The organism is Pseudomonas sp. MRSN 12121, assembly GCF_000931465.1.
In the GTDB taxonomy this organism is placed as follows: Bacteria; Pseudomonadota; Gammaproteobacteria; order Pseudomonadales; family Pseudomonadaceae; genus Aquipseudomonas.
The window spans coordinates 3,271,986-3,292,426 of sequence record NZ_CP010892.1 but is presented as its reverse complement, the minus strand read 5'-3'; the positions used below and the strand labels follow the sequence as shown (position 1 = coordinate 3,292,426).

The 20,441-nt window shown below is 61.9% G+C and carries 19 protein-coding genes; 14 read left to right on the top strand and 5 right to left on the bottom strand.

Annotated elements, in window-relative coordinates; translation table 11 throughout:
* Positions 1 to 2 precede the first annotated feature (2 nt).
* Both TO66_RS14925 and TO66_RS14920 read left to right on the top strand, forming a co-directional pair.
* A complete protein-coding gene (locus tag TO66_RS14925; protein WP_044463055.1) occupies positions 3 to 941 on the top strand; it encodes a carbohydrate kinase in 939 nt (312 codons plus the stop codon).
* 51 nt (positions 942 to 992) lie between these two features.
* Positions 993 to 1,610, top strand: a complete 618-nt coding sequence (locus tag TO66_RS14920; RefSeq protein WP_044463054.1) for a lipoprotein — start codon at positions 993 to 995, stop codon at positions 1,608 to 1,610.
* Between the two features lie 938 nt (positions 1,611 to 2,548).
* Here the strand turns inward: TO66_RS14920 and TO66_RS14915 are convergent.
* The gene (locus TO66_RS14915) at positions 2,549 to 3,850 is read right to left on the bottom strand and encodes an OprD family porin (protein ID WP_044463053.1); all 1,302 of its coding nucleotides are present in this window, start codon (positions 3,848 to 3,850) and stop codon (positions 2,549 to 2,551) included.
* Between the two features lie 767 nt (positions 3,851 to 4,617).
* Between TO66_RS14915 and TO66_RS14910 the strand changes: the two genes are divergently transcribed.
* From TO66_RS14910 to TO66_RS14885, 8 genes are all read left to right on the top strand, one after another.
* Complete coding sequence (locus TO66_RS14910; protein ID WP_044463052.1) at positions 4,618 to 5,646, top strand: NAD-dependent epimerase/dehydratase family protein; 1,029 nt, start codon at positions 4,618 to 4,620, stop codon at positions 5,644 to 5,646.
* 268 nt (positions 5,647 to 5,914) lie between these two features.
* Positions 5,915 to 7,987 (top strand): type VI secretion system tip protein VgrG, encoded by a 2,073-nt coding sequence (locus TO66_RS14905; protein WP_044463051.1) that lies wholly within the window; start codon positions 5,915 to 5,917, stop codon positions 7,985 to 7,987.
* Positions 7,984 to 8,823, top strand: coding sequence for a DUF4123 domain-containing protein (locus TO66_RS14900; RefSeq protein ID WP_044463050.1), 840 nt, complete (start codon positions 7,984 to 7,986; stop codon positions 8,821 to 8,823). Before TO66_RS14905 ends, TO66_RS14900 begins: the two co-directional genes overlap by 4 nt.
* 1 nt (position 8,824) lies before the next feature.
* Positions 8,825 to 9,307, top strand: a complete 483-nt coding sequence (locus TO66_RS14895; RefSeq protein WP_044463049.1) for a DUF3304 domain-containing protein — start codon at positions 8,825 to 8,827, stop codon at positions 9,305 to 9,307.
* Positions 9,308 to 9,347: 40 nt separating this feature from the next.
* Positions 9,348 to 9,848, top strand: coding sequence for a DUF3304 domain-containing protein (locus tag TO66_RS32585; RefSeq protein ID WP_082061087.1), 501 nt, complete (start codon positions 9,348 to 9,350; stop codon positions 9,846 to 9,848).
* Between the two features lie 123 nt (positions 9,849 to 9,971).
* Complete coding sequence (locus TO66_RS32580; RefSeq protein ID WP_082061086.1) at positions 9,972 to 10,481, top strand: DUF3304 domain-containing protein; 510 nt, start codon at positions 9,972 to 9,974, stop codon at positions 10,479 to 10,481.
* A complete protein-coding gene (locus TO66_RS14890) occupies positions 10,478 to 12,304 on the top strand; it encodes a phospholipase effector Tle1 domain-containing protein (protein ID WP_256243632.1) in 1,827 nt (608 codons plus the stop codon). Before TO66_RS32580 ends, TO66_RS14890 begins: the two co-directional genes overlap by 4 nt.
* A gap of 231 nt (positions 12,305 to 12,535) precedes the next feature.
* Complete coding sequence (locus TO66_RS14885) at positions 12,536 to 12,793, top strand: DUF2790 domain-containing protein (protein WP_044463047.1); 258 nt, start codon at positions 12,536 to 12,538, stop codon at positions 12,791 to 12,793.
* Between the two features lie 115 nt (positions 12,794 to 12,908).
* On the opposite strand, the gene TO66_RS14880 is transcribed toward TO66_RS14885, so the two are convergent.
* The gene (locus tag TO66_RS14880) at positions 12,909 to 13,178 is read right to left on the bottom strand and encodes a DUF1652 domain-containing protein (protein WP_044463046.1); all 270 of its coding nucleotides are present in this window, start codon (positions 13,176 to 13,178) and stop codon (positions 12,909 to 12,911) included.
* Positions 13,179 to 13,686: 508 nt separating this feature from the next.
* Here TO66_RS14880 and eco point away from each other — a divergent pair.
* Positions 13,687 to 14,169 carry a serine protease inhibitor ecotin gene (gene eco / locus TO66_RS14875; protein WP_044463045.1) on the top strand — a complete coding sequence of 161 codons (483 nt, stop codon included), beginning with the start codon at positions 13,687 to 13,689 and terminating at the stop codon, positions 14,167 to 14,169.
* A 191-nt stretch (positions 14,170 to 14,360) separates the two neighbouring features.
* Here eco and ilvA read toward each other — a convergent pair whose 3' ends face one another.
* Positions 14,361 to 15,386 (bottom strand): threonine ammonia-lyase, biosynthetic, encoded by a 1,026-nt coding sequence (gene ilvA / locus TO66_RS14870; protein ID WP_082061085.1) that lies wholly within the window; start codon positions 15,384 to 15,386, stop codon positions 14,361 to 14,363.
* Positions 15,387 to 15,660: 274 nt separating this feature from the next.
* On the opposite strand from ilvA, the gene TO66_RS14865 reads away from it, so the two are divergent.
* Entirely contained in the window at positions 15,661 to 15,864 is a 204-nt protein-coding gene (locus TO66_RS14865; RefSeq protein WP_044463044.1) for a ParD-like family protein, read from the top strand.
* Positions 15,861 to 16,625, top strand: a complete 765-nt coding sequence (map, locus tag TO66_RS14860; RefSeq protein WP_044463043.1) for a type I methionyl aminopeptidase — start codon at positions 15,861 to 15,863, stop codon at positions 16,623 to 16,625. The genes TO66_RS14865 and map overlap by 4 nt, the downstream gene beginning before the upstream one ends.
* Before the next feature lie 4 nt (positions 16,626 to 16,629).
* On the opposite strand, the gene TO66_RS14855 is transcribed toward map, so the two are convergent.
* Together TO66_RS14855 and TO66_RS14850 are read right to left on the bottom strand one after the other, a co-directional pair.
* The gene (locus TO66_RS14855) at positions 16,630 to 17,565 is read right to left on the bottom strand and encodes a magnesium transporter CorA family protein (RefSeq protein ID WP_044463042.1); all 936 of its coding nucleotides are present in this window, start codon (positions 17,563 to 17,565) and stop codon (positions 16,630 to 16,632) included.
* A 7-nt stretch (positions 17,566 to 17,572) separates the two neighbouring features.
* On the bottom strand, positions 17,573 to 19,159 hold the full coding sequence (locus TO66_RS14850; protein WP_044463041.1) for a RimK family protein: 1,587 nt from the start codon (positions 19,157 to 19,159) through the stop codon (positions 17,573 to 17,575).
* Positions 19,160 to 19,251: 92 nt separating this feature from the next.
* Here TO66_RS14850 and rimI point away from each other — a divergent pair, with 92 nt between their 5' ends.
* Positions 19,252 to 20,367 carry a ribosomal protein S18-alanine N-acetyltransferase gene (gene rimI, locus TO66_RS14845; protein ID WP_044463040.1) on the top strand — a complete coding sequence of 372 codons (1,116 nt, stop codon included), beginning with the start codon at positions 19,252 to 19,254 and terminating at the stop codon, positions 20,365 to 20,367.
* Positions 20,368 to 20,441: the final 74 nt, after the last annotated feature.

The following is a 20,441-nucleotide window of genomic DNA, read 5'->3' as shown; positions in this document are numbered from 1 at the left end:
CTATGTACCTGGTCTGCGGTGAAGCACTGTTCGATTTTTTCAGCGAAGACGACGCCGGCGGGCGCGCCTCGCAGGTCAACTTCCAGGCGATTGCCGGCGGTTCGCCATTCAATGTCGCGGTCGGCCTGCGACGCCTGGGCGTCGACGCGGCGCTGTTCGCCGGGCTGTCCACCGACTACCTGGGCCGGCGCCTGCGGCAGGTGCTGCGCGACGAAGGCGTGAACCCGGACTACCTGCTGGACGTCCCGGCCCCGACCACCCTGGCGATGGTCGCGCTGGGCGCCGACGGCGTGCCGCAATACAGCTTCCGGGGCGAAGGCTGCGCCGATCGCCAGTTGCACCTGGACGACCTGCCCGAGCTCGACAGCCGGGTGCGTGGCCTGCACGTCGGTTCGTTTTCCCTGGTGGTGCAGCCGGTCGCCGACACCCTGCTGGCGCTGGTGCGGCGCGAGCGTGGCCGGCGCCTGATCAGCCTCGACCCCAATGTGCGCCTCAACCCCGCGCCGGACCTCGAACAGTGGCGCCAGCGCATCGAGACCCTGGCCGCTCTGGCCGACCTGATCAAGGTCAGCGACGAGGACCTGCACCTGCTCTACCCCGACCGCGAGCCCCGGGACGTGATCGAAGGCTGGCTGCGCCATCATTGCCAACTGGTGTTCCTGACCCGCGGCGCAGAGGGCGCGACGGTCTTCAGCCGGGCACATGGCCACTGGTCGGCACCGGCCGTGCCGATTAAGATGGCCGACACCGTGGGTGCCGGCGACACCTTCCAGGCGGCCCTGATCGCCTGGCTGACCGAGCGGCAGCTGGATTCACTGGAGGCTGTGGCGCGGTTGAGCCGCGAACAGATCGAGCAGATGCTCCGGTTCGCCATCCACGCCGCGGCGCTGACCTGTGGCAAGACCGGACCGGACCTGCCCTATCGCCACCAACTGAATTGATCGAAGGGGCGCCCTGCCGGCGCCCCGCACGACCCGAACAGAGCCTTGCCCTTGACCCGTTTTACCTGTGCCGCCCTCGTCCTGCCCTTTCTCCTGGCCGGCTGCGCGACCGCGCCGCCCGCCAACCCCAATGACATCTGCGCGATCTTTCGCGAGAAAAGCGACTGGTACAAAGCCGCCAAGGCCACCGAAGAGAAATGGGGGGTGCCGATCCAGGTGCCGCTGTCGATCATCTACCAGGAGTCGAGCTTCAAGCAGGACGCCAAGGCGCCGCGCAAATACCTGCTCTGGGTGATTCCCTGGGGCCGGGTCACCAGCGCCTACGGCTACCCGCAGGCCAAGGACGAAGTCTGGGGCGACTACCAGCGCAAGGGCGACAACTACTGGGCCAGCCGCAGCAATTTCGCCGACGCCACCGACTTTATCGGCTGGTACATGGACCAGACCTGGCGGGTCAACGGCGTGACCAAGCAGGACGCCTACCGCCAGTACCTGAACTACCACGAAGGCTGGGGCGGCTACCGCCGCCAGACCTACGCCGCCAAGCCCTGGCTGCAGGGCGTGGCCGGCAAGGTGCAGAGCCGCTCCAACCTCTACGGCCGGCAATACGCCGGCTGCAAGGAAGAACTGAACCGAGGGTTCTGGAGCCGGTTCTGGCACTGGCTCTAGCACACACACGTCCCTATGGCACTGCGATCTTGTAGCCGCTGCCGAGCGTCAGCGAGGCTGTGATCGATCGCGAAGCGATCGCAAGCCAGGCGCCGCGTTCTGTCTGACGCACCGCTGATTCAGGTTTGGCGGCAACTGCGTTGCCGATCGCAGCCTCGCCATGGCTCGGCAGCGGCTACAAGGACGCTGCGATCCTTCGGCATTGCGATATGACACTGCGATCCCGTAGCCGCTGCCGAGCATCAGCGAGGCTGCGATCGATCGCGCAGCGATCGCAAGCCAGGCGCCGCGTTCTGTCTGACACAACGCGGATTCAGGTTTGGCGGCAACTGCGTTGCCGATCGCAGCCTCGCCATAGCTCGGCAGCGGCTACAAGGACGCTGCGATCCTTCGGCATTGCGATATGACACTGCAATCCCGTAGCCGCTGCCGAGCGTCAGCGAGGCTGCGATCGATCGCGAAGCGGTCGCAAGCCAGGCGACGTGTTCTGTCTAACGCACCGCGGATTCAGGTTTGGCGGCAACTGCGTTGCCGATCGCAGCCTCGCCATGGCTCGGCAGCGGCTACAAGGACACTGCGATCCTTCGGCATTGCGATATGACACTGCGATCCCGTAGCCGCTGCCGAGCGTCAGCGAGGCTGCGATCGATCGCGCAGCGGTCGCAATCCAGGCGCCGCGTTCTGCCTGATACACCGCGGATTCAGGTTTTACGGCAACTGCGTTGCCGATCGCAGCCTCGCCATGGCTCGGCAGCGGCTACAAGGACGCTGCGATCCTTCGACATTGCGATATGACACTGCGATCCCGTAGCCGCTGCCGAGCGTCAGCGAGGCTGCGATCGATCGCGAAGCGATCGCAAGCCAGGCGCCGCGTTCTGTCTGACACACCGCGGATTCAGGTTTGGCGGCAACTGCGTTGCCGATCGCAGCTAGCGCACTCAGAGGATCGAGAAGTTGTAGCTGACGATCAGCCGCGTCTCGTCCACGTCGCGGGCGTATTTCTCGTAGTTGCTGCGGTAGGTGGCGTTGCGCAGGCGCAGGCTGACGTCCTTGAAGGTGCCGCTCTGCACCACGTACTTGAGTTCGCTGTCGCGTTCCCACTCGCGGCCTTCCTGGTCGCTGCCCGGGACCTTGATATGGTCGCCGCTGACATAACGGGTCAGGAAGCTCAGACCGTTGATGCCGATGGCCTTGAAGTCGTAGTCGTAACGCAGTTGCCAGGAACGCTCCTGGGCCGCAGCGAAGTCGTTGACCTGCACATAGTTGACCAGGTACGGGTTGCTGCCATCGAGGTACGGCATCGAGTTCTCGCCGTTCATGCGCTGCCAGCCGGCACTGAAGGTATGGCCATCAATGGCGTAGCCGAGCATGCCGCTCAGCGCGCGGTTATCGATGGAGCCGGCACGCTCGGCGCCGCTGTCGGCACTCTTGAGCAGGCGCAGGTCGGCCTTCAGCACGCCACTGCCCAGCGGCTGGTTGGCCACCAGGCCGATGAAATGCTGGCGGTAGATGTCTTCCAGCTCTGCGTAGTGATACTGCCCGGTCAGGCGGTCGTTGAACTTGTAGTCGAGGCCGTACATGTCGAAATGGTCGGCCGTGACGTTGCACGCGTAACGCTTGTTCTTGCAGTGCACGCGAATGTCCTGGGCGTCCGTGGAGTCCCGGGCGGTGTACCGGTCCAGGCGCGCGGTCATGAAGGTCAGGTCCTTGATCTCCCGGGACGTGAGCATGGCGCCGTTGAACATGGTCGGCAGCAGGCGCCCGTCGTTGTACTTGAGCAGCGGCAGGTCCGGCAGCAGCGCGCCGTACTTGAGCACACTCTGCGACACCCGCACCTTGGCCGTCAGGCCGAGCTTGGCGTACTGGTCCTTGGAGCCCCGCGGGTCCTGGCCGCTGGACGGCAGCAGGCCGCTGTTGCTGCGGTCGGGGCTGGAATCGAGCTTGATGCCGAGCATGCCCAGCGCATCGATACCAAAGCCGACCGTGCCTTCGGTGTAACCCGATTGCAGGTTGAGAATGAAGCCCTGGGCCGCCTCTTCGCGTTTGGAGGCGCCTTGATCGTTGCCGGTGTGGCCATCGCGGAAGTCACGGTTGAAGTACACCGTGCGCGATTCGAGCCGGGCGCTGCTGTCTTCGAAAAAGCCCGCGGCCTGGACCTGGGCGGTAAAACCCGCGCACAGGCAAAGGGTGCCGAGACCCAGGGGACGGTAGGAGTGCAGCAAAGGAAAAGGGGGACGCATGAAAAGCTCCAGCAGTGCATCGGTAACGCGGATGAAAGAAAGCAATAGCAATCCACCTGGCGAATCATCTCTGGCCAGTTGAATTGATAGGGTCAATGTTGACCGGCAATAGTGGCAGATAGCCTCGACCCTACACACCCGACTTTAGTCTGAAGCTACTACAGCCTTGGTCGGCCGCTACCTGCCTCGACAGGCTTTTCGCCGCGCCCGAAAAGCAATCATTTCCAACACTTTTTGCTTCGATAACCCACCGCCGGCCGCATCGCGAGGCACTGGCGCCCAGAACGGCATGCGGATCCAATCCCGTGCTTTTCGTCCAGCGAACCGGTTTTTTCCGTCATTCGAGCTCTACCGTTCGTCGGCAATTTTTAACCGCCCGGCCTTTACCCCCCGAAACCGGGACAACACTTTTCACTGTCAGCCTTCAAATTTATCTCTTTGATTCAAAAGAAATTATTCCATTAAAAAAACAGAACGCGGACCTCGTCGTCATTTATACAGCACGGCAAAACGTCAATTAATCGACAATCCTCTATGGTAGTGTCAAAAAAAGAACACACCAAAGGCTTGGGCCTATTCAGTTCTTAAAAAAATGAGCAGAAATGCTCATTCACTCTTTGCATCACGGACGAGGTGACAACCTTGGATGTCAGCATTTCTGGTATCGGCGCCAGCGGCCCGGTACAGACGGGCGCCCCGACCACTCGCCTGCCCTTCGCCGCCCCGCTTGCAGGCGTGCCCTGCCGTGCACCGAGGGCACTTTGCCGATGAATATCCTGATCACCGGGGCTGCCGGCTTTATCGGCGCCCATACCGTTCTGCGCCTGCTCAAGGATGGGCACCAAGTCACCGGGCTGGATAACTTCAACGACTATTACGATCCGCAACTCAAGCACGACCGAGTGCGCTGGGTCGAACAACAAGTGGGGCCTTTCCCGCTGTACCGCCTCGACCTGAGCGATACCGAAGCCCTCGCCCGGTTGTTCGCCCAGACCCGGCCGCAGGTGGTGATCAACCTCGCGGCCCAGGCCGGGGGGCGTTATTCCCAGGAAAATCCCAAGACTTACCTGGACAACAACCTCGGCGGGTTTCTCAACCTGCTGGAGATGTGCCGGCGCTACCCGGTCGAGCACCTGATCTACGCCTCGTCCAGTTCGGTATACGGGGCCAACCAACAGATGCCGTACAAGGTCGGCGACAACGCCAACCACCCGTTGTCGCTGTACGCCGCGAGCCAAAAGGCCAATGAATTGATGGCCCACAGCTATAGCCACCTGTACGACATGCCGGCCACCGGCCTGCGCTTCTTTACCGTGTACGGCCCCTGGGGGCGCCCGGACATGTCGCCGATCCTGTTCGCCAGGGCCATCAGCGAAGGCCGCCCGCTGAAGCTGTTCAACTACGGCATGCACCAGCGCGACTTCACCTACATCGACGACATAGTCGAAGCCCTGGCCCGTCTTTTGACCAAGCCGCCCCAGCACGATCCGCTGTGGAACCGCGAGCAGCCCGACCCGGCCAGCAGCATGGCGCCCTGGCGCCTGTTCAACATCGGCGGGCAACGGCCGGTGGAACTCAAGGACTACATCGCCACCCTGGAGCAATTGCTCGGGCGCAAGGCCCAGATCGAGTACCTGCCCTTGCAACCCGGCGACATGCTCAACGCCTGCGCCGATATCGGCGCCCTGGAGAACGTCACTGGTTTCGGCCCGCAGGTTCCCCTGGCCGAGGGCCTGGGGCGCTTCGTCGACTGGTTCCAGAGCTACTATCAGCCGCCCTTGCCGCCACAGGCTTGAACCCTGCGAGCGTCCGAGGGCTGTCGATGATCGGCCCGGAGTCTGCCCAGGGACTGACTGCACGGGAATCCCTGAGCGGCCTGCTCCTCTCCCCTACAGCCAATAGCTGTAAGGCGATACTCGGATGGGCTGTAGGGCATAAATAACGGTTATTACGGAGTTTTCTGAAAAATTCGCCCGGCCGCTCACCGTTATCGCTTCGGCTTGAATCGACCGTTCTATTCCTGCACCATCCGCCCCTGCTTATTCAATGGATGGATTTCACGGCATGCTGGATGCTAACGCTAGCCATATTTCCCTGACGATCGAAGGTGCCTCGGTCGACCTGCAGGTCCTCGGTTTCGTCGGCCGCGAAGCCCTCAACCAACCCTTCTGCTTCGATATCGAACTGGTCAGCGCCCGCCCCGACCTCAAGCTCGAGGAGTTGTTGCATAAACCGGCCTGCCTGACGTTTGGCAGCACTGGCAAAGGCCTGATCCACGGCCTGGTGTACCGCATCGCCCAAGGCGACTCCGGGCGCAAGCTGACCCGCTACAGCCTCAGCCTGACCCCACAGCTCAACTACCTGCGCCACAACTTCAACCAGAAAATCTACCAGCACCTGAGCGTGCCGAAGATCATCGCCCAGGTCCTCGAGGCTCGCGGCATCCTCGCCGATGCCTACCGCTTCCAGCTCGGCGCGACCTATCCGGAACGGGTCTACTGCACCCAGTACGACGAATCCGACCTGCACTTCATCCAGCGCCTGTGCGAAGAAGAAGGCATCCATTTCCACTTCCAGCACTCGGCCAGCGGCCACACCCTGGTGTTCGGCGACGACCAGACGGTGTTCCGCAAACTGCCGGCGGTGAACTACCAGCAGGACTCCGGCATGGCCGCCGAACAGCCGGTGATCAAGCGCTTCGGCCTGCGCCTGGAAACCCGCACCAGCCGCGTCGGCCGCCGCGACTACGACTTCGAGAAACCGCGCCTGCTGCCCGAAGCCGCGGCCAAGTCCGGGGTCATGCCGGACCTGGAAGACTACGACTATCCCGGCCTGTTCACCCAGCAGGCCCGCGGCAAGCAACTGGCGACCCGCGCCCTGGAACGCCACCGCAGCGACTACCGGCTGGCCGAGGGCAAGGGCGACGAGCCGACCCTGCTCAGCGGCCATTTCCTGACCCTGGCCGGCCACCCGCGCAGCGAATGGAACGACCTGTGGCTGCTGCTGGAAGTGATCCACGAAGGCAAGCAGCCGCAGGTGCTGGGCGAAAACATCACCAGCGATGTCACCAGCAATAAGGACGACTTCCACCAGGGCTACCGCAACCGCTTCCTCGCCACCCCGTGGGACGCCCACTACCGGCCGCCGCTGGAGCATCCAAAACCCAAGTCCCTGGGCAGCCAGACCGCGGTGGTCACCGGGCCCAAGGGCGAAGAGATCCACTGCGACGAATACGGGCGGATCAAGGTGCAGTTCCACTGGGACCGCGACGGCCAGGCCGACGACAACACCTCCTGCTGGCTGCGCGTGGCCAGCGGCTGGGCCGGCAAGGCCTATGGCGGCATCGCCATCCCGCGCATCGGCATGGAAGTGCTGGTGACCTTCCTCGAAGGCGACCCCGACCAGCCGCTGGTGACCGGTTGCCTGTACCACAAGGAAAACGTCGTTCCCTACGACCTGCCGGCGAACAAGACCCGCAGCACCTTCAAGACCCTGAGCAGCCCCGGGGGCGGCGGCTACAACGAGCTGCGCATCGAAGACAAGAAAGGCGCCGAGCAGATCTACCTGCACGCCCAGCGCGACTGGGATGAAAACGTCGAGCACGACCAGCGCATCCGCGTCGGTAACGAACGCCACGACACGGTCGAAGCCAACAGCCTTACCGAGCTCAAGGCCGAAGAACACCGCATCACCCACCTGGACCGCAAGAGCGACCTGCGCGCCAACGACCACCTGACCGTGGCCGTCAGCCAGCACCTGAAACTCGGCACCGCGCAATTCGTCGAGGCCGGCCAGGAGATCCACTACAAGGCCGGGACCAAGGCCGTGCTCGAAGCCGGCGCCGAACTCACCGCCAAGGCCGGCGGCAGCTTCGTCAAGCTCGACGGCGGCGGCGTGACCATCGGTGGTGCGGATGTGAAGATCAATTCCGGGGGAGCACCGGGGGTGGGTACGCCGGCGGCGCCGTTGTTGCCCGGGTTGTTGAAGCTGGCGGATGCCGACAAGGCCGGCGGCCTGCTGCAAACCCGTGCGAACACGCTGATACCGCGCCTGGCACCACCCAAAGGCATCTGCGTGGAATGCCTGCTCAAGGCCATCCGCCAACGCCAGGCGATCCTGTCCGGAGCGCAGTCATGAGCGAGGTACGACAAGGCGAACAGGACTGGACCCAGGCCCGGACCAAGGGCTTGCGCCTGATGGCGATCATCGAGCAGGCGCCACTTTCCATGGAGCAGCGCCAGGCCCTGGCGAACTTGCAAGGCGCCCGCTGGCCGCTGATGTACCAGGCCGAACTGGCGCAACTGCGCAGCGATGGGCCGCTGTTACTGGACCTGAGCGAACAACCTTTCGAGCAGTTGCTCGCCATCGACGAGCTGTTTGCCTCGAACCTGGCCGGTTGGTTGAGCACCACCCTGCCCGCCGATCGCCTCGCCACTCACCTGGGGGATGCCCTGGTCTGCCAGGACGCCAACGATGCCGTGCTGCTGATCCGTAGCTACAGCGCCGAGGTACTGCCCCTGCTCTACCAGCAAAGTGCGCAGCCATGGCAACGCTGGTTGTTCGGCCCCCTCGGCACCTGGTGGGTCAAGGGCGAAAAGCACTGGCAGCGTCTTACCGGCCCGGCTCTTGGCGACGTGCCCGAGTATCACCCGATCCGCCTGGATGAACCGATGATGCACAGCCTGCAACATGACGCCCAGGCCGAGCAGTTGCTGGCGCAGACCGAACACGTCGCCCCCCAGGCCTTCGCCAGCGATTGCCATGGCGAACGCCTGCAACAGATCCAGGATTTGCTGGGAACCGCCAGGGCGCAAGGGCTGCAACACCCCGAGGATCAGTCGACCTTCGTGTTGCACAGCCTGATCACCGGCGACCCGTTGCATCAGCGCCCTTACTGGCCCGAGCTGCTTCGTCAGGTCGGCGATGAGCAGGACACCCTGGAAAACGCCCTGGCCACGCAGGAAGACGCCTGAGGTGACAGTGCTCCCCGCCCTCACCCAACGCTGGAAGCGCCTGTCCGGCCACCAGAAAGCCCTGGTCCACTGGCTGGTTCTGGGGACGCTGGTCGCCGGTTATTTCATCTGGCAATCCAGCCGCATGCCGGGTGCGGGGCTTTATGGGCATAACCATACGGATCGGCCGATTTTCAGTTACTTCGTGAATGACAATTGGGGTGGGAACGGCGGTGTGACCTGTTGCTGGCGCATAGAGGGCAAGGTGCTCAAGGTGGACTGGATACTGGATGTCACGCCAGAACAAATCAGACAGGGGCTTGAAGAGGAAACCCTGTCAATCGAGATTCCTAACCCGCCTCGACAGCGCACTGACAACACACTGCATGTGCACTTTCTGCCTGGAAATCAAGTGCGGGTAGCTTGGAGCGACAAGCACACAAGCCCGCTCAAGAAAGAACTGAGCGAATTCTACGCCAGGGATCAGGAGCGCAAATCCGAATGAGCTTCGCGACGTTGATCTTGCTGCGCAACGAGGGGGCAATGTGATCCTGCTTTCGTCACTGCGGCAACGCTGGAGTTCGCTGACTGGCCTACAGAAAACCCTGGTCAACTTGTTGATTTGGGGGCTAGTGATTGCTGTCTATTTCATCTGGCAATCCAACCGTATGCCAGGAGCATGGCTCTATGTACACAACCATACCGACCGCCCCATTTTCAGTTATTTCATCAATGACAATTGGGGGGGAAATGCCACTGCAAATGCTGGCGGTGGTGCAACTTGCTGTTGGCGTATCGAGGGCAAGATGCTGAGGGTAGATTGGATCAAGAGCATGACCCGCACCCAATATGAGCAAGGTGCTCGAGAAGAAACGCTATCGGTCGAGCTCCCTAATCCTCCCCGACAACGCAGCGATCGCTATTTGCATGTGCACTTTTTCCCCGGCGACCAGGTCCGCCTGGCCTGGAGCCCCAACCTGGACACGCCTTATGAAAACCTCGAACAGGCGCCACCAGTGCCCCTTTATCAAGACTCAGGAAACTAAATACCGATAGCCCCCTCGGATAGAGGCCTTTGCAGACAGCCCGGCTGGAGCGGCGAACGTGCAATCCAGGCCAAAGAACGTGACCGTGCGCCGAAACGGATTCGCACCGACAAGGAGTTTGTTGTGACATCGATTCAATCACTCAGGAAGCGCTGGAAATCCCTGTCTGGTCTGCAGAAGACCCTAATCAATCTGGTCATTTGGGGAGGGTTGATCGCTGCGTATTTCATCTGGCAACACAATCGTATGCCGGGAGCCATGCTCTACGTTCACAACCAAACGGATCGTCCTATTTTCAGCTATTTCGTCAATGACAATTGGGGAGGCAATGCCACCGCAAACGGAGGAGGTGGAGCAACCTGCTGCTGGCGCATTGAGGGCAAAACTCTGAAGGTGGATTGGATAAAAGGTCGTACAGGCGAACAAGTGCGCGACGGGGTTAAAAAAGAAACCCTATCAATCGAGATTCCTAATCCTCCTCGTCAACGTGGTGACCGATATCTACATGTGCACTTTTTCCCTAAAGATCAGGTCCGCGTAGCTTGGAGCACCAATCTCGATACTCCATATGAAAATTTGAAGGAAGCGCCGCCAGTGGCTAATACCAAGGATAAGGAAGCTAAATCCCAATGAGCACTCGTGATATTGATCTGGCGACCGCTGCCAGCGCCCGTTGTGTGGGATCGGTCAAAAACTCACATATCACCAGCTGTGAACGAACCCTGCGGATCGGATTCTTTTTCGACGGTTTTGGACGCCATTTGCTTAAAGACTTACAGGCAGGGCGAGTTAGTAATATCGGCAAGATGTATATGGCGCATCCCACTACAGGAAAAGATGAGTCTTCCTACAACTATCGAAGGTTATATGTTTCAGGTATGGGCACGGAATACCTTGCAGACCTGACTACCACCGCCAATGCTGGCGTGAATATCCTCGGTGATAAGGCAGCGGATATCCCCAAGGACACGGCACAGGACGAAGGGAAAAAAGTCATCCTGGATGTGCTGGAAGGTCGTAACTGGTGGGAACGCTTGAAGCGCGACCTGAACGATCTGGTACACGCGCCCTTCAAAGCCCTGAAAGTGTTCAAGGGCGCGGTGGTTGAAGCTGCCTCCGAAGTTGTCCCTCCCCTGCGCGATCACCCGATCATGGCTCAAGTGGCCAAGACCGGCGCCACTATCCGCATTGATGGCGCCATCGACTACCTGAACGATGAAATCGGCAGGGTCAAGGCATTGAGCGGCCCGCCCCTGAAACGCATCGAACTGTCCGTGTATGGCTTCGACTACGGCGCCACCCTGGCCCGGGGCTTTCTGCACCGTTTGCTGGAAAAATGCGAAATCGACGGCGAGAAGGTGGAATACCAGGGCGCGCAAGTGGTCGTGCTGTTCGCCGGCCTGTTCGACGCGGTGGACCGCAGCCATAGCGAAATACCGCTGATCGACGACTATATGCCCATGCCCACCAGCACGGTGCTGGGGGACTTCAACAGCCTGCCCAAGCAGGTACGGCAGGCGCTGCACCTGGTCGCCGCCCACGAGCGGCGCTTTTACCGGCGGGCCTGCCTGCTCGGCAAAGGGAATGGCAAGTGGCGTGAGGAGTTGATGCCCGGGGTCAGCGAGGATATCGGCGGCAGCCTGCTGCCCGGCGAGCAGAAGCCCAGCGCCGAGCTGGCCCTGGTCAGCCTGCACCGTATGTACCGGGCAGCCTTCAAGGCTGGGGTGCCGTTCCCTCATCTAGAAGAGTTATATGAGAAGGATGCCGATACTGCTGAGCTGTTCACCTTCAAAGACCACATCAACGGCAAGAGCGCCCTTGGGCTGGTCAGGTACTATCAGTCGGCCGCCCAGTCCAGCATCGCCCAGTTGAAAAATCTCAATCTGGGCGATCAGGCGCCCTTCCTCGGCCATATGCGCCTATATATCCGCTGGCTGGCGTCTATCTCGCGTCCTTATGTGCAGCGCCTGAAGGAAATTGGCGAAGAGGAAGACCGCCTCAACGCCAGCCAGTATGCCGCGGGGAACAGTGCCGGCATGTTCGGGCGTCCGCTGGAAACCCAGGAAAAGAGGCAGGTGCGCCTCAAGCGCACCCAGGAACTGCAAACCGAGCGCGAGGCGCTCAGGACCGAACTGGGCTGGCTGGAGGATGTGGACAGCGAGGCCCGCAGCATGCGCAGCGGCCGCGCGCGCGACGGCTACAGGGCCGCCGGCACTCCGCAGCAGATGCAGGTATGGCAAGTGCTGCTGGAAGAGGAATGGTTCAAGGAGCAACTGTCGCCCTTGTCGAAGGAAGTCAGCCTGTTGTTCGGCAACTTCATTCACGACCAGTTGGTCCAGTCCGTTGCCCAGCGGTCAGCGAAGTCACTGGGCGGGCAATGCTACTTCGATATCCGCGGGATCGATGTGCCGGAGGCGGAAGAAAAGGAAAAAGAGCAGGAAAAAGCAAAGAAATAGACCCCTGGGTACGCAAGGCAGGGGCTCGGCCCCTGCCTTCACGCCTTGCCGCGACTAGACGATAAAGGCATTCAGAACAGCGGCCTGCCCGCTCCCCCCTAGCCCCCTGCTTAATCTCCGATTAATCCCCCAGTCCAACACTGCTGGGGACCGCGCAGCGCAGAATCCTCTGTCGCCCTCCGCGGCGCCTCGACGTTTTCATGTGTCGAGCCGACTTCTCGGAGAACTCTTATGAACATGCGTACTTTGCTGGTCGGGGCCCTGGCTTTGGGGGCCGTTGGTATGGCGCAGGCGGATAGCGCCCGGGTGCAGCCGGTGCCCTATCACTACGGCATGCCGCTGAACGTGGCCAAGGTGGTGTCGATGAGCGAGCCGGCGACGCCGGAGTGCAAGGTGATTACCGCGGACATGACCTTTATCGACAAGGCGGGCCAGCTCGAAGCCATCAGTTACCGCAAGTTGTCGGATGCCTGCAGCAATCAGAACTGACGATGTTCTGTCTCGCACCCGGTTGGGAATCTGGCGATTGCGTATCAGCGCAGCTGTTGAATGGCGGCCGGCCCGGGTTTACCGGGCCAGGCCGAGCAAAGCGGTCACTCACCGATCAATGAGCCCTGATTCTTGGGCGGCTGGACTGGCTGTCTGGCGGGTTCGCCAGGTCATAACGCAGTTCGGCGATCAGGTCGTTGATTTCCCGGCAGCCATTGAGGCTCGCCGCGTCGATACCGGTGACCACCAGGTCCACACGGTCGGTTTCGTGGTCGCCGAAGACTTTCACGGTCATGTGCAGATCGGGGCTCAGGGTGCACTGGCAGCGTTTGGGCAAAAAGCTGCTTTCAATGATGTTGCGCAATTCCAAGGCAGATAAAAACATGGCAGATCTCCGTTGCTGCAACGGCCATCGGCGATGGCCAGAAATCGTTTCGGGCTTCCTTACCCGAATACGGCGTAGGGCATGACTTGACCTCCCTTGAAGAACAAGCCAATCCCTAGCGTAGGCCGGATTCGCGGCGCCGCTAAATTCTTTTTTGGTCTGAGTATCGAGCCTTTTTTCCACGGACATCTGCGGTATCTGGCCGGATACGGCGGGCTGTCGGCTGGCGATCCGGCTCTGCGCAGCAGTCGACGCCCTGTATGGCAAGGAGCATCAATCGTGCCGTTTAGCAGCGGCTGGACAATGCGCGACAAATCATCAGGTTAGGCGTCTTGGCGAACAGCAGCATCGTGCAAATTGCCGGATTTGCCGCTGGTCGCCCGGCAATTTGCCGGGGTCGGATGGGCTGAGGTTTGCATCGACGGGCCTTGGCCGGTCAAACTGCGCGGCGTTTCATGCCAGCGGCTTCTTTCCATGGAAGCCGTCGATCAATCTGCAAGGAGGCCTTATGCGCTTTTCTCCCGTTGCCACTACCGTCGCTCTGCTGCTGAGCGGTGTTTCCACCCTGAGCCAGGCGGCCAAGCTCGAAGACGTGGCGCCCTACCCCAAGGCCGATAACGGTTTTGTGCGCCAGGTGATCCATTTGCCCAAGCAGGCCAAGGAAGAGGACTTCAAGGTCGAGATCCTGGCCGGCAAGACCCTGACCGTCGATTGCAACCGTCAGCGCCTGGGCGGCACCCTGGAAGAGAAGAACCTGGAAGGCTGGGGCTATTCCTACTACCGCCTGGAAAAGGTCAGCGGCCCGATGAGCACCTTGATGGCCTGTCCTGAAGGCACCAGCAAACAGGCGTTCGTGCCGGTGGTCGGCGAAGGTTTCGTGCTGCGCTACAACAGCAAGCTGCCGATCGTGATCTACGCGCCCAAGGACATCGAAGTGCGTTACCGCCTGTGGTCCGCCTCGGACAAGGTCGAGAAGGCCAGCGCGGAGTAAGCTCGCCGACGCGTTTGTCCGGGGAAATCCGGGATTCAGGATTTACGGCAACTGCGTTGCCGATCGCAGCCTCGCTGGTGCTCGGCAGCGGCTACAAGGGCAGCGCGGCTCCTGTAGCCGCTGGCGCAGCCTGCGATCGGCGGCGCAGCCGTCGCAAAACCTGCCGCTGCGGTTATCCAGAAAGCCCGCTCTCACACCAGCGCGCCGGCTCCCAAGGCCGCGCGCTCGGCCACCTGCCCCAGGCGGTCGAAGTTGATGTTGGCCCCGGAGTCGATGGCCACCAGGGTTTCACCCCGCGCCCCGCTGCGGGCCACGTACTGCTTGATCCCGGCGACCGCCAGCGCGCCCGAGGGCTCGGTGATGGAGCGAGTGTCATCGTAGATGTCCTTCATCGCACAGCAGAGTTCGTCGTTGCTGACCGTGATCACCTCGTCCACCAACAGGCGGCACAGCTCGAAACAATGGGCGCCGACCTGCGCCACGGCGACCCCGTCGGCGAAGGTGCCGACACCGGGCAGCACCACCCTTTCCCCTGCCCTTAGCGCCTGCTGCAGACAGTTGGAGTGTTCGGACTCGACGCCGACGATGCGCACCTCGGGGCGCAGGTATTTCACATAGGCGGCGATCCCGGAGATCAACCCGCCACCGCCCACCGGAACGAAGATCGCATCCAGGCGCCCCGGGTGCTGGCGCAGGATCTCCATACCCACCGTGCCCTGCCCGGCGATCACATGCGGGTCGTCGAAGGGCGAGACAAAGGTCTGCCCGGTGCGTTCAGCCAGTTGCAAGGCATGGGCCAGGGCAAAGGGAAAGCTCTCGCCCTGCAGCACCGCCTCGGCGCCGCGGCTGCTGACGCCCTGCACTTTCAACTGCGGCGTGGTGCACGGCATGACGATGGTCGCCTTGATCCCCAGTTCCCGGGCCGCGAGGGCCACGCCCTGGGCGTGGTTGCCGGCGGACGCGGTGATCACCCCGCGCGCTTGCTGCTCCTCGCTCAGGTGCACCAGCTTGTTGTAGGCGCCGCGGATCTTGAAGGAAAAGGTCGGTTGCAGGTCCTCACGCTTGAGCAGCAGCTGATTGCCCAGCGTCGCCGACAGGCTCGGCGCCGGCTGCAGCGGTGTGCGCACCGCCAGGTCGTAGACCGGCGCCGCGAGGATTTTTTTCACATAGCGCTCAAGCAGTTCCAGTGGCTCAGAGGGCTCGGCGGGATGGTTCATGGGCGTCTCCTGGCTGTGTTGAAGACCCCGGAGACAGAAAGAAAAAACCCGCCTCTAGGGCGGGTTGGGTGCACTCGTCAGCAAGCCCGCCAATCAGGAATGGCGGTAATAATGCTTGGCTGGGAACGGAATGCGGAAAAAGTCATGGCAAGGAAATTAACCGGCGCGCGGCCGGCAAGTCAATGCTCGTGTCGAGGAAAACCAAAAGGACAATTATTTGCCCACGAATATACGAAACATATATGCTTCGTATATTTCCACGAGCATGAGTCCCATGGGCATCGTCAAGATTTCCGATCAACTGCATGAACAGATCCGCGTCGCCAGCGCCGAGATGGATCGCTCCATCAACGCCCAGGCCGAGTTCTGGATCAAGATCGGCCTGCTGGCCGAGCTCAACCCGCACCTGGCCTACAACGACCTGATCAACAAACTGCTGCTGAACAAGGCCGACCTGATCCGGGGCCGCAGCGAATGACCCAGGCCCTGATCAAGACCCCGGCGCAACTGAACCTGATGCGCGAGTCTGGGCGCCTGCTGGCGCAGGTCTTCGCCTATCTCGACGCGCTGGTCGCGCCCGGCCTGTCGACCATGGCCCTGGACGCCGCGGTCGAACGCTTCATCCGCCATGACCTCGGCGCCCGCCCCGCGAGCAAGGGCCAGTACGGCTACCCCTATTCGATCAACACCTCGATCAACGAAGTGGTGTGCCATGGCATGCCCCACGAACAGGCGGTGCTCAAGGACGGCGACATCGTCAACATCGACATCACCCTGGAGAAAAACGGCTTTATCGCCGACGCCAGCAAGATGTACCTGATCGGCGATGTCAGCCCCAAGGCCCGGCACCTGGTCAGCACCACCTTCGAGGCCATGTGGCAAGGCATCGAGGCGGTGCGCCCCGGCGCACGCCTGGGCGATATCGGCCATGCCATCCAGAAATACGCCGAAACCCGGGGCTACAGCGTGGTGCGCGAATATTGCGGCCACGGCATCGGCCGGCAGATGCACGAAGAACCGCAGGTGCTGCATTTCGGCCGCCCCGGCACCGGCCTGGAACTGCGCGAAGGCATGGTGTTCACCATCGAGCCGATGCTCAACCAGGGCAGCCCGCGGGTCCGCGGCCTCAAGGACGGCTGGACCGTGGTCACCCGCGACAATCGCCTCTCGGCGCAGTGGGAGCACACCGTGGCCGTGACCCGCGACGGCTTCGAGGTCCTGACCCTGCCACCGGCCTGAGCCTTCAGGCGCCCTTGCCCGCCGCCAGGCGCCTGAGCCCCAGCAGCATCCCCCCTGCCCCCAGCAGCATGGCCGCGAGAAACAGCGGATAGGCGATCCACCACGGCGTACCGGCGGTCATCATGCTGAACTCGGACATGCCACCAATGCTGGCGATCAGGTTCAGCGGCAGGAACACCACGTTGATCAGGGTCAGCTTGCGCAACAGGCTGTTGGTGTTGTTGTTCATCAGGTTGCCGCGGGCATCGATCAACCCGGAAAACACCGTCGAATAGATCTCCGCCTGCTTGTAGCACTGGTTGTTCTCGATGATCAGGTCGTCGATCAGGCCGATGGCCTCGGCGCTGAACTGCGCCTTCTCGGCATGGTTGCGCAGGCGGCTCAGCACCGCGCCGTTGCTGTGGATGGCGTTGATGTAATAGATCAGGCTTTCGCTGAGGTTGAACATCTGGATCAGGTGGCGGTTTTCCATCGATTCGTTGAACCGCTGCTGCAACTCGCGGGCAATCAGCTTGATCACCTTCAAGTGTCCCAGGTAGTGATGGAGGTTGTTGGCCAGCAGATCCAGCAATACATCCAGTGGGCTATGCAGGGGCTGGCGCGCGCCCAGGCCGTTGAGCTGGCTGTCGTCGTGGGCGATCACCAGCAGGCGCTGCGGGGAAAACAGCAACCCGCAGGAAGACACCTCGAACGCCAGGCTGGCGCCGCCGGAGCAGCTTTCCGGACGTTTCCAGATCAGGAACAGGTTGTCCGGGTGAAACTCGATGCGCGACACCTCGTCCGGGTCCAGGGCCGAGGCCAGGGCGTGTTCGTCGAGCTTGAAATCGTTAAGCAGCACATCGCGCTCGGCGGAGTCCGGGGCGCAGAACAGCAGCACCTGGGCATCCAGCTTTGCAGTGGGCAGCAAGCCGCCCCGGTCCAACTGAAAGCGCTTGATCATCGGCGGCTCACCAGGCCTGGCCGCGGCGCTTGAGCTCCAGGCGGCGGACGAATTCCTCCAGCACCAGGCCATACAGATCGTCGCGCAGGTAGGCGTCTTCGATGCCGGCATCCAGGTTGGGGTTGTCGTTGACTTCGATCACCACCACCCGATCGCCGGCCTGCTTCAGGTCGACGCCGTACAGCCCATCGCCGATCAGGTTGGCGGTCTTCACCGCCAGCTCCACCACCGCCCGCGGCGCTTCATGGACCGCCAGGGTCCGGCACTCGCCATTGATATCCTGGCCCTTGGCCTGGTGGTTGTAGATCTGCCAGTGGCCCTTGGACATGAAGTACTGACAGGCGTAGATCGGCTTGCGGTTGAGCACGCCGATGCGCCAGTCGTACTCGGTGTAGAAAAATTCCTGGGCCAGCAACAGCACCGAGTGCTCGAACAGCTCGGCGGTGGCCTCCAGCAGCGCCTGCCGGCTTTCCACCTTGATCACCCCACGGGAGAAACAACCGTCGGGAATCTTCAGCACCAGCGGAAAGCCCAGGCGTTCGCCCACGCGCTCGAAGTCTTGCGGTCGGTCCTTGTAGAGAATCTCGGTGGCGGGCATGCCCAGCCGATGGCTTTTCAGCAGATCGGTCAGGTAGACCTTGTTGGTGCAGCGCAGGATCGAGGCGGGATCGTCCATCACCACCAGCCCTTCGCTCTCGGCCTTTTTGGCGAAACGGTAGGTGTGGTTATCGATGCTGGTGGTCTCGCGGATCAGCAGGGCATCGTATTCGGCGATGCGCGCGTAGTCCTTTTTCTCGATCAGCTCGATGTCGATGCCCAGGCCCTGGCCGACCCGGACGAAGTTTTCCAGCGCCCGGGCGTTGGAGGGCGGCAAGGCCTCGTGCGGATCGTGCAGGATCGCCAGGTCGTAGCGGGCCAGCCTTTTCGAGCGAGGCAGGCGCCAGATCTTGCGACTGAAGTTGTCCAGCGAGTGGGCGAACTGGTCTTCCTGGTCTTCGCGCAACTTATGCAGTGCGCCGGACTTCACGCCTTCGATATGCCAGCCGTTAGTTCGCTTGAAGTCCACCAGTAATATCGGACAGGGAAATACTTCAAACAACTGGCGCGCCAATTCCTGCAAGGGCTCTATATGGGTCCGGCCAAAATACAGGGTCAAGGTAAACGCTTCGGTATCGCTGTAAAGATGATGGCTCAGGGCCTTTTCCAGGGTTTTATTCAGATCGTCCAGGGCCAGCCCGTAGAGGGCTTTGCGCGTCAGTTCGCTGATGGTGCGTACCGAAGGAATCACCTTGTGCCCCCGGGCTTCGGCCAGCAGCGAGCAATAGTAGCCGTGCCCCAGGTACTTGTAGCTGCGGCACAGGTTGATGACCTGGACCCGCTTGCCAGGCGGCGTCACCCGGTTTTGTTCGAGGTATTCCTGGGCGCTGAGGACATCTTCGCAGGGGAAGTAAGAGGCCCAGTCTTCCTTGCGTTCGACAATAATCAACAACTGACTTGAGGTTGTACCGGGCGTGGAAAAATAAGTAGTCGAAGTTATTGTCGCCGGCAAACTTTGCTCCGATACTTCACGCCAATGACCTTGTACCGCTGACATAGTGTTTGATCCGTTGAAGAACAAGACCTGTTCTATTAAGCACGAACTTTTTTGAAAGTCTCGTTTCGTTACGCAACTTTTACGGCGGTTATATGGACCTGGTCTTTCGCATTGCCACCCCGCAGGATCTGCCCGCATTAACGCGGCTGGAACAACAGTGTTTCACCACCGATCGCCTGTCACCGCGCAGTTTCCAGTGGATGGTCAGCCGCGCCCATGCACGGCTGATCGTCGCCGAACAGTCGGGGCAACTGCTGGGGTACGCCCTGGTGCTGTTCCATCGCGGTACGTCCCTGGCCCGCCTGTATTCGATCGCCATCGCCCTCGAGGCTCGCGGGCTGGGCCTGGGCAAGCGCTTGCTGGAACGCATCGAGGCCTGCGCCCGGGAACATGACTGCGCCTATCTGCGGCTGGAGGTACGGGCCGACAACCCGACCGCCATCGCCCTGTACGAACGCAACGGCTACCGGCGCTTCGCCGTGCGCCACGACTATTACCAGGACCACGCCGATGCCCTGCGCCTGGAAAAACGCATCCTGCAACATCGCGAAACCGGCAGCGTCCACGTGCCCTATTACCAGCAGACCACCGACTTCACCTGCGGCCCGGCCTGCCTGCTGATGGCCATGGGCGCGCTGCAGCCGGCGCGGGCCCTGGAGCGGCGCGAAGAGCTGCAGATCTGGCGCGAGGCAACCACCGTGTTCATGACCTCCGGCCACGGTGGTTGCAGCCCCCAGGGCCTGGCGCTGGCCGCGTGGCGCCGGGGCTTCGGGGTCAGGTTGCAGGTCAATACCCGCGGGCCGCTGTTTCTCGCTGGGGTGCGCGACGCACATAAAAAAGACGTCATGCGCCTGGTGCACGAGGAGTTCTGTGCGGAGCTGGATCGCAGCGAAGTGCTGCAAGTAGTGGGTGGCCCGCTGGATCTGCCGGCGCTGTTGCAGGGCGGTGGCCAGCCGCTGGTGCTGATCAGCAGCTACCGCCTGACCCGCTCCAAGGCCCCGCACTGGGTGATGATCACCGACTGCGACGAGGAATTCGTCTACCTGCACGACCCCGATGTCGACCACAGCCAGCACCGTCAGCCGCTGGACTGCCAGCACCTGCCGGTGAACCACGGCGAGTTCGCCAAGATGTGCCGCTTCGGCAGCGGCAAGCTGCAGGCCGCGGTGGTCCTTTACGCCCCCCAGGACAAGCCCCAAACCTTGTAGGAGCGCAGCTTGCTCGCGATAGCCGCGACGCGGCGATCCATCCTTAGACCTGCGTCAGCGTTGCAGATTTATCG

What these genes read in the sequence shown, in the direction of transcription:
- TO66_RS14925 (WP_044463055.1), top strand. Translation starts at nt 3, where the DNA reads ATGTACCTGGTCTGCGGTGAAGCACTGTTCGATTTTTTCAGCGAAGAC.
- TO66_RS14915 (WP_044463053.1), bottom strand. Translation starts at nt 3,850, where the DNA reads ATGCGTCCCCCTTTTCCTTTGCTGCACTCCTACCGTCCCCTGGGTCTC.
- TO66_RS14910 (WP_044463052.1), top strand. Translation starts at nt 4,618, where the DNA reads ATGAATATCCTGATCACCGGGGCTGCCGGCTTTATCGGCGCCCATACC.
- TO66_RS14905 (WP_044463051.1), top strand. Translation starts at nt 5,915, where the DNA reads ATGCTGGATGCTAACGCTAGCCATATTTCCCTGACGATCGAAGGTGCC.
- TO66_RS14900 (WP_044463050.1), top strand. Translation starts at nt 7,984, where the DNA reads ATGAGCGAGGTACGACAAGGCGAACAGGACTGGACCCAGGCCCGGACC.
- TO66_RS14890 (WP_256243632.1), top strand. Translation starts at nt 10,478, where the DNA reads ATGAGCACTCGTGATATTGATCTGGCGACCGCTGCCAGCGCCCGTTGT.
- TO66_RS14885 (WP_044463047.1), top strand. Translation starts at nt 12,536, where the DNA reads ATGAACATGCGTACTTTGCTGGTCGGGGCCCTGGCTTTGGGGGCCGTT.
- TO66_RS14880 (WP_044463046.1), bottom strand. Translation starts at nt 13,178, where the DNA reads ATGTTTTTATCTGCCTTGGAATTGCGCAACATCATTGAAAGCAGCTTT.
- eco (WP_044463045.1), top strand. Translation starts at nt 13,687, where the DNA reads ATGCGCTTTTCTCCCGTTGCCACTACCGTCGCTCTGCTGCTGAGCGGT.
- ilvA (WP_082061085.1), bottom strand. Translation starts at nt 15,386, where the DNA reads ATGAACCATCCCGCCGAGCCCTCTGAGCCACTGGAACTGCTTGAGCGC.
- TO66_RS14865 (WP_044463044.1), top strand. Translation starts at nt 15,661, where the DNA reads ATGGGCATCGTCAAGATTTCCGATCAACTGCATGAACAGATCCGCGTC.
- map (WP_044463043.1), top strand. Translation starts at nt 15,861, where the DNA reads ATGACCCAGGCCCTGATCAAGACCCCGGCGCAACTGAACCTGATGCGC.
- TO66_RS14855 (WP_044463042.1), bottom strand. Translation starts at nt 17,565, where the DNA reads ATGATCAAGCGCTTTCAGTTGGACCGGGGCGGCTTGCTGCCCACTGCA.
- TO66_RS14850 (WP_044463041.1), bottom strand. Translation starts at nt 19,159, where the DNA reads ATGTCAGCGGTACAAGGTCATTGGCGTGAAGTATCGGAGCAAAGTTTG.
- rimI (WP_044463040.1), top strand. Translation starts at nt 19,252, where the DNA reads ATGGACCTGGTCTTTCGCATTGCCACCCCGCAGGATCTGCCCGCATTA.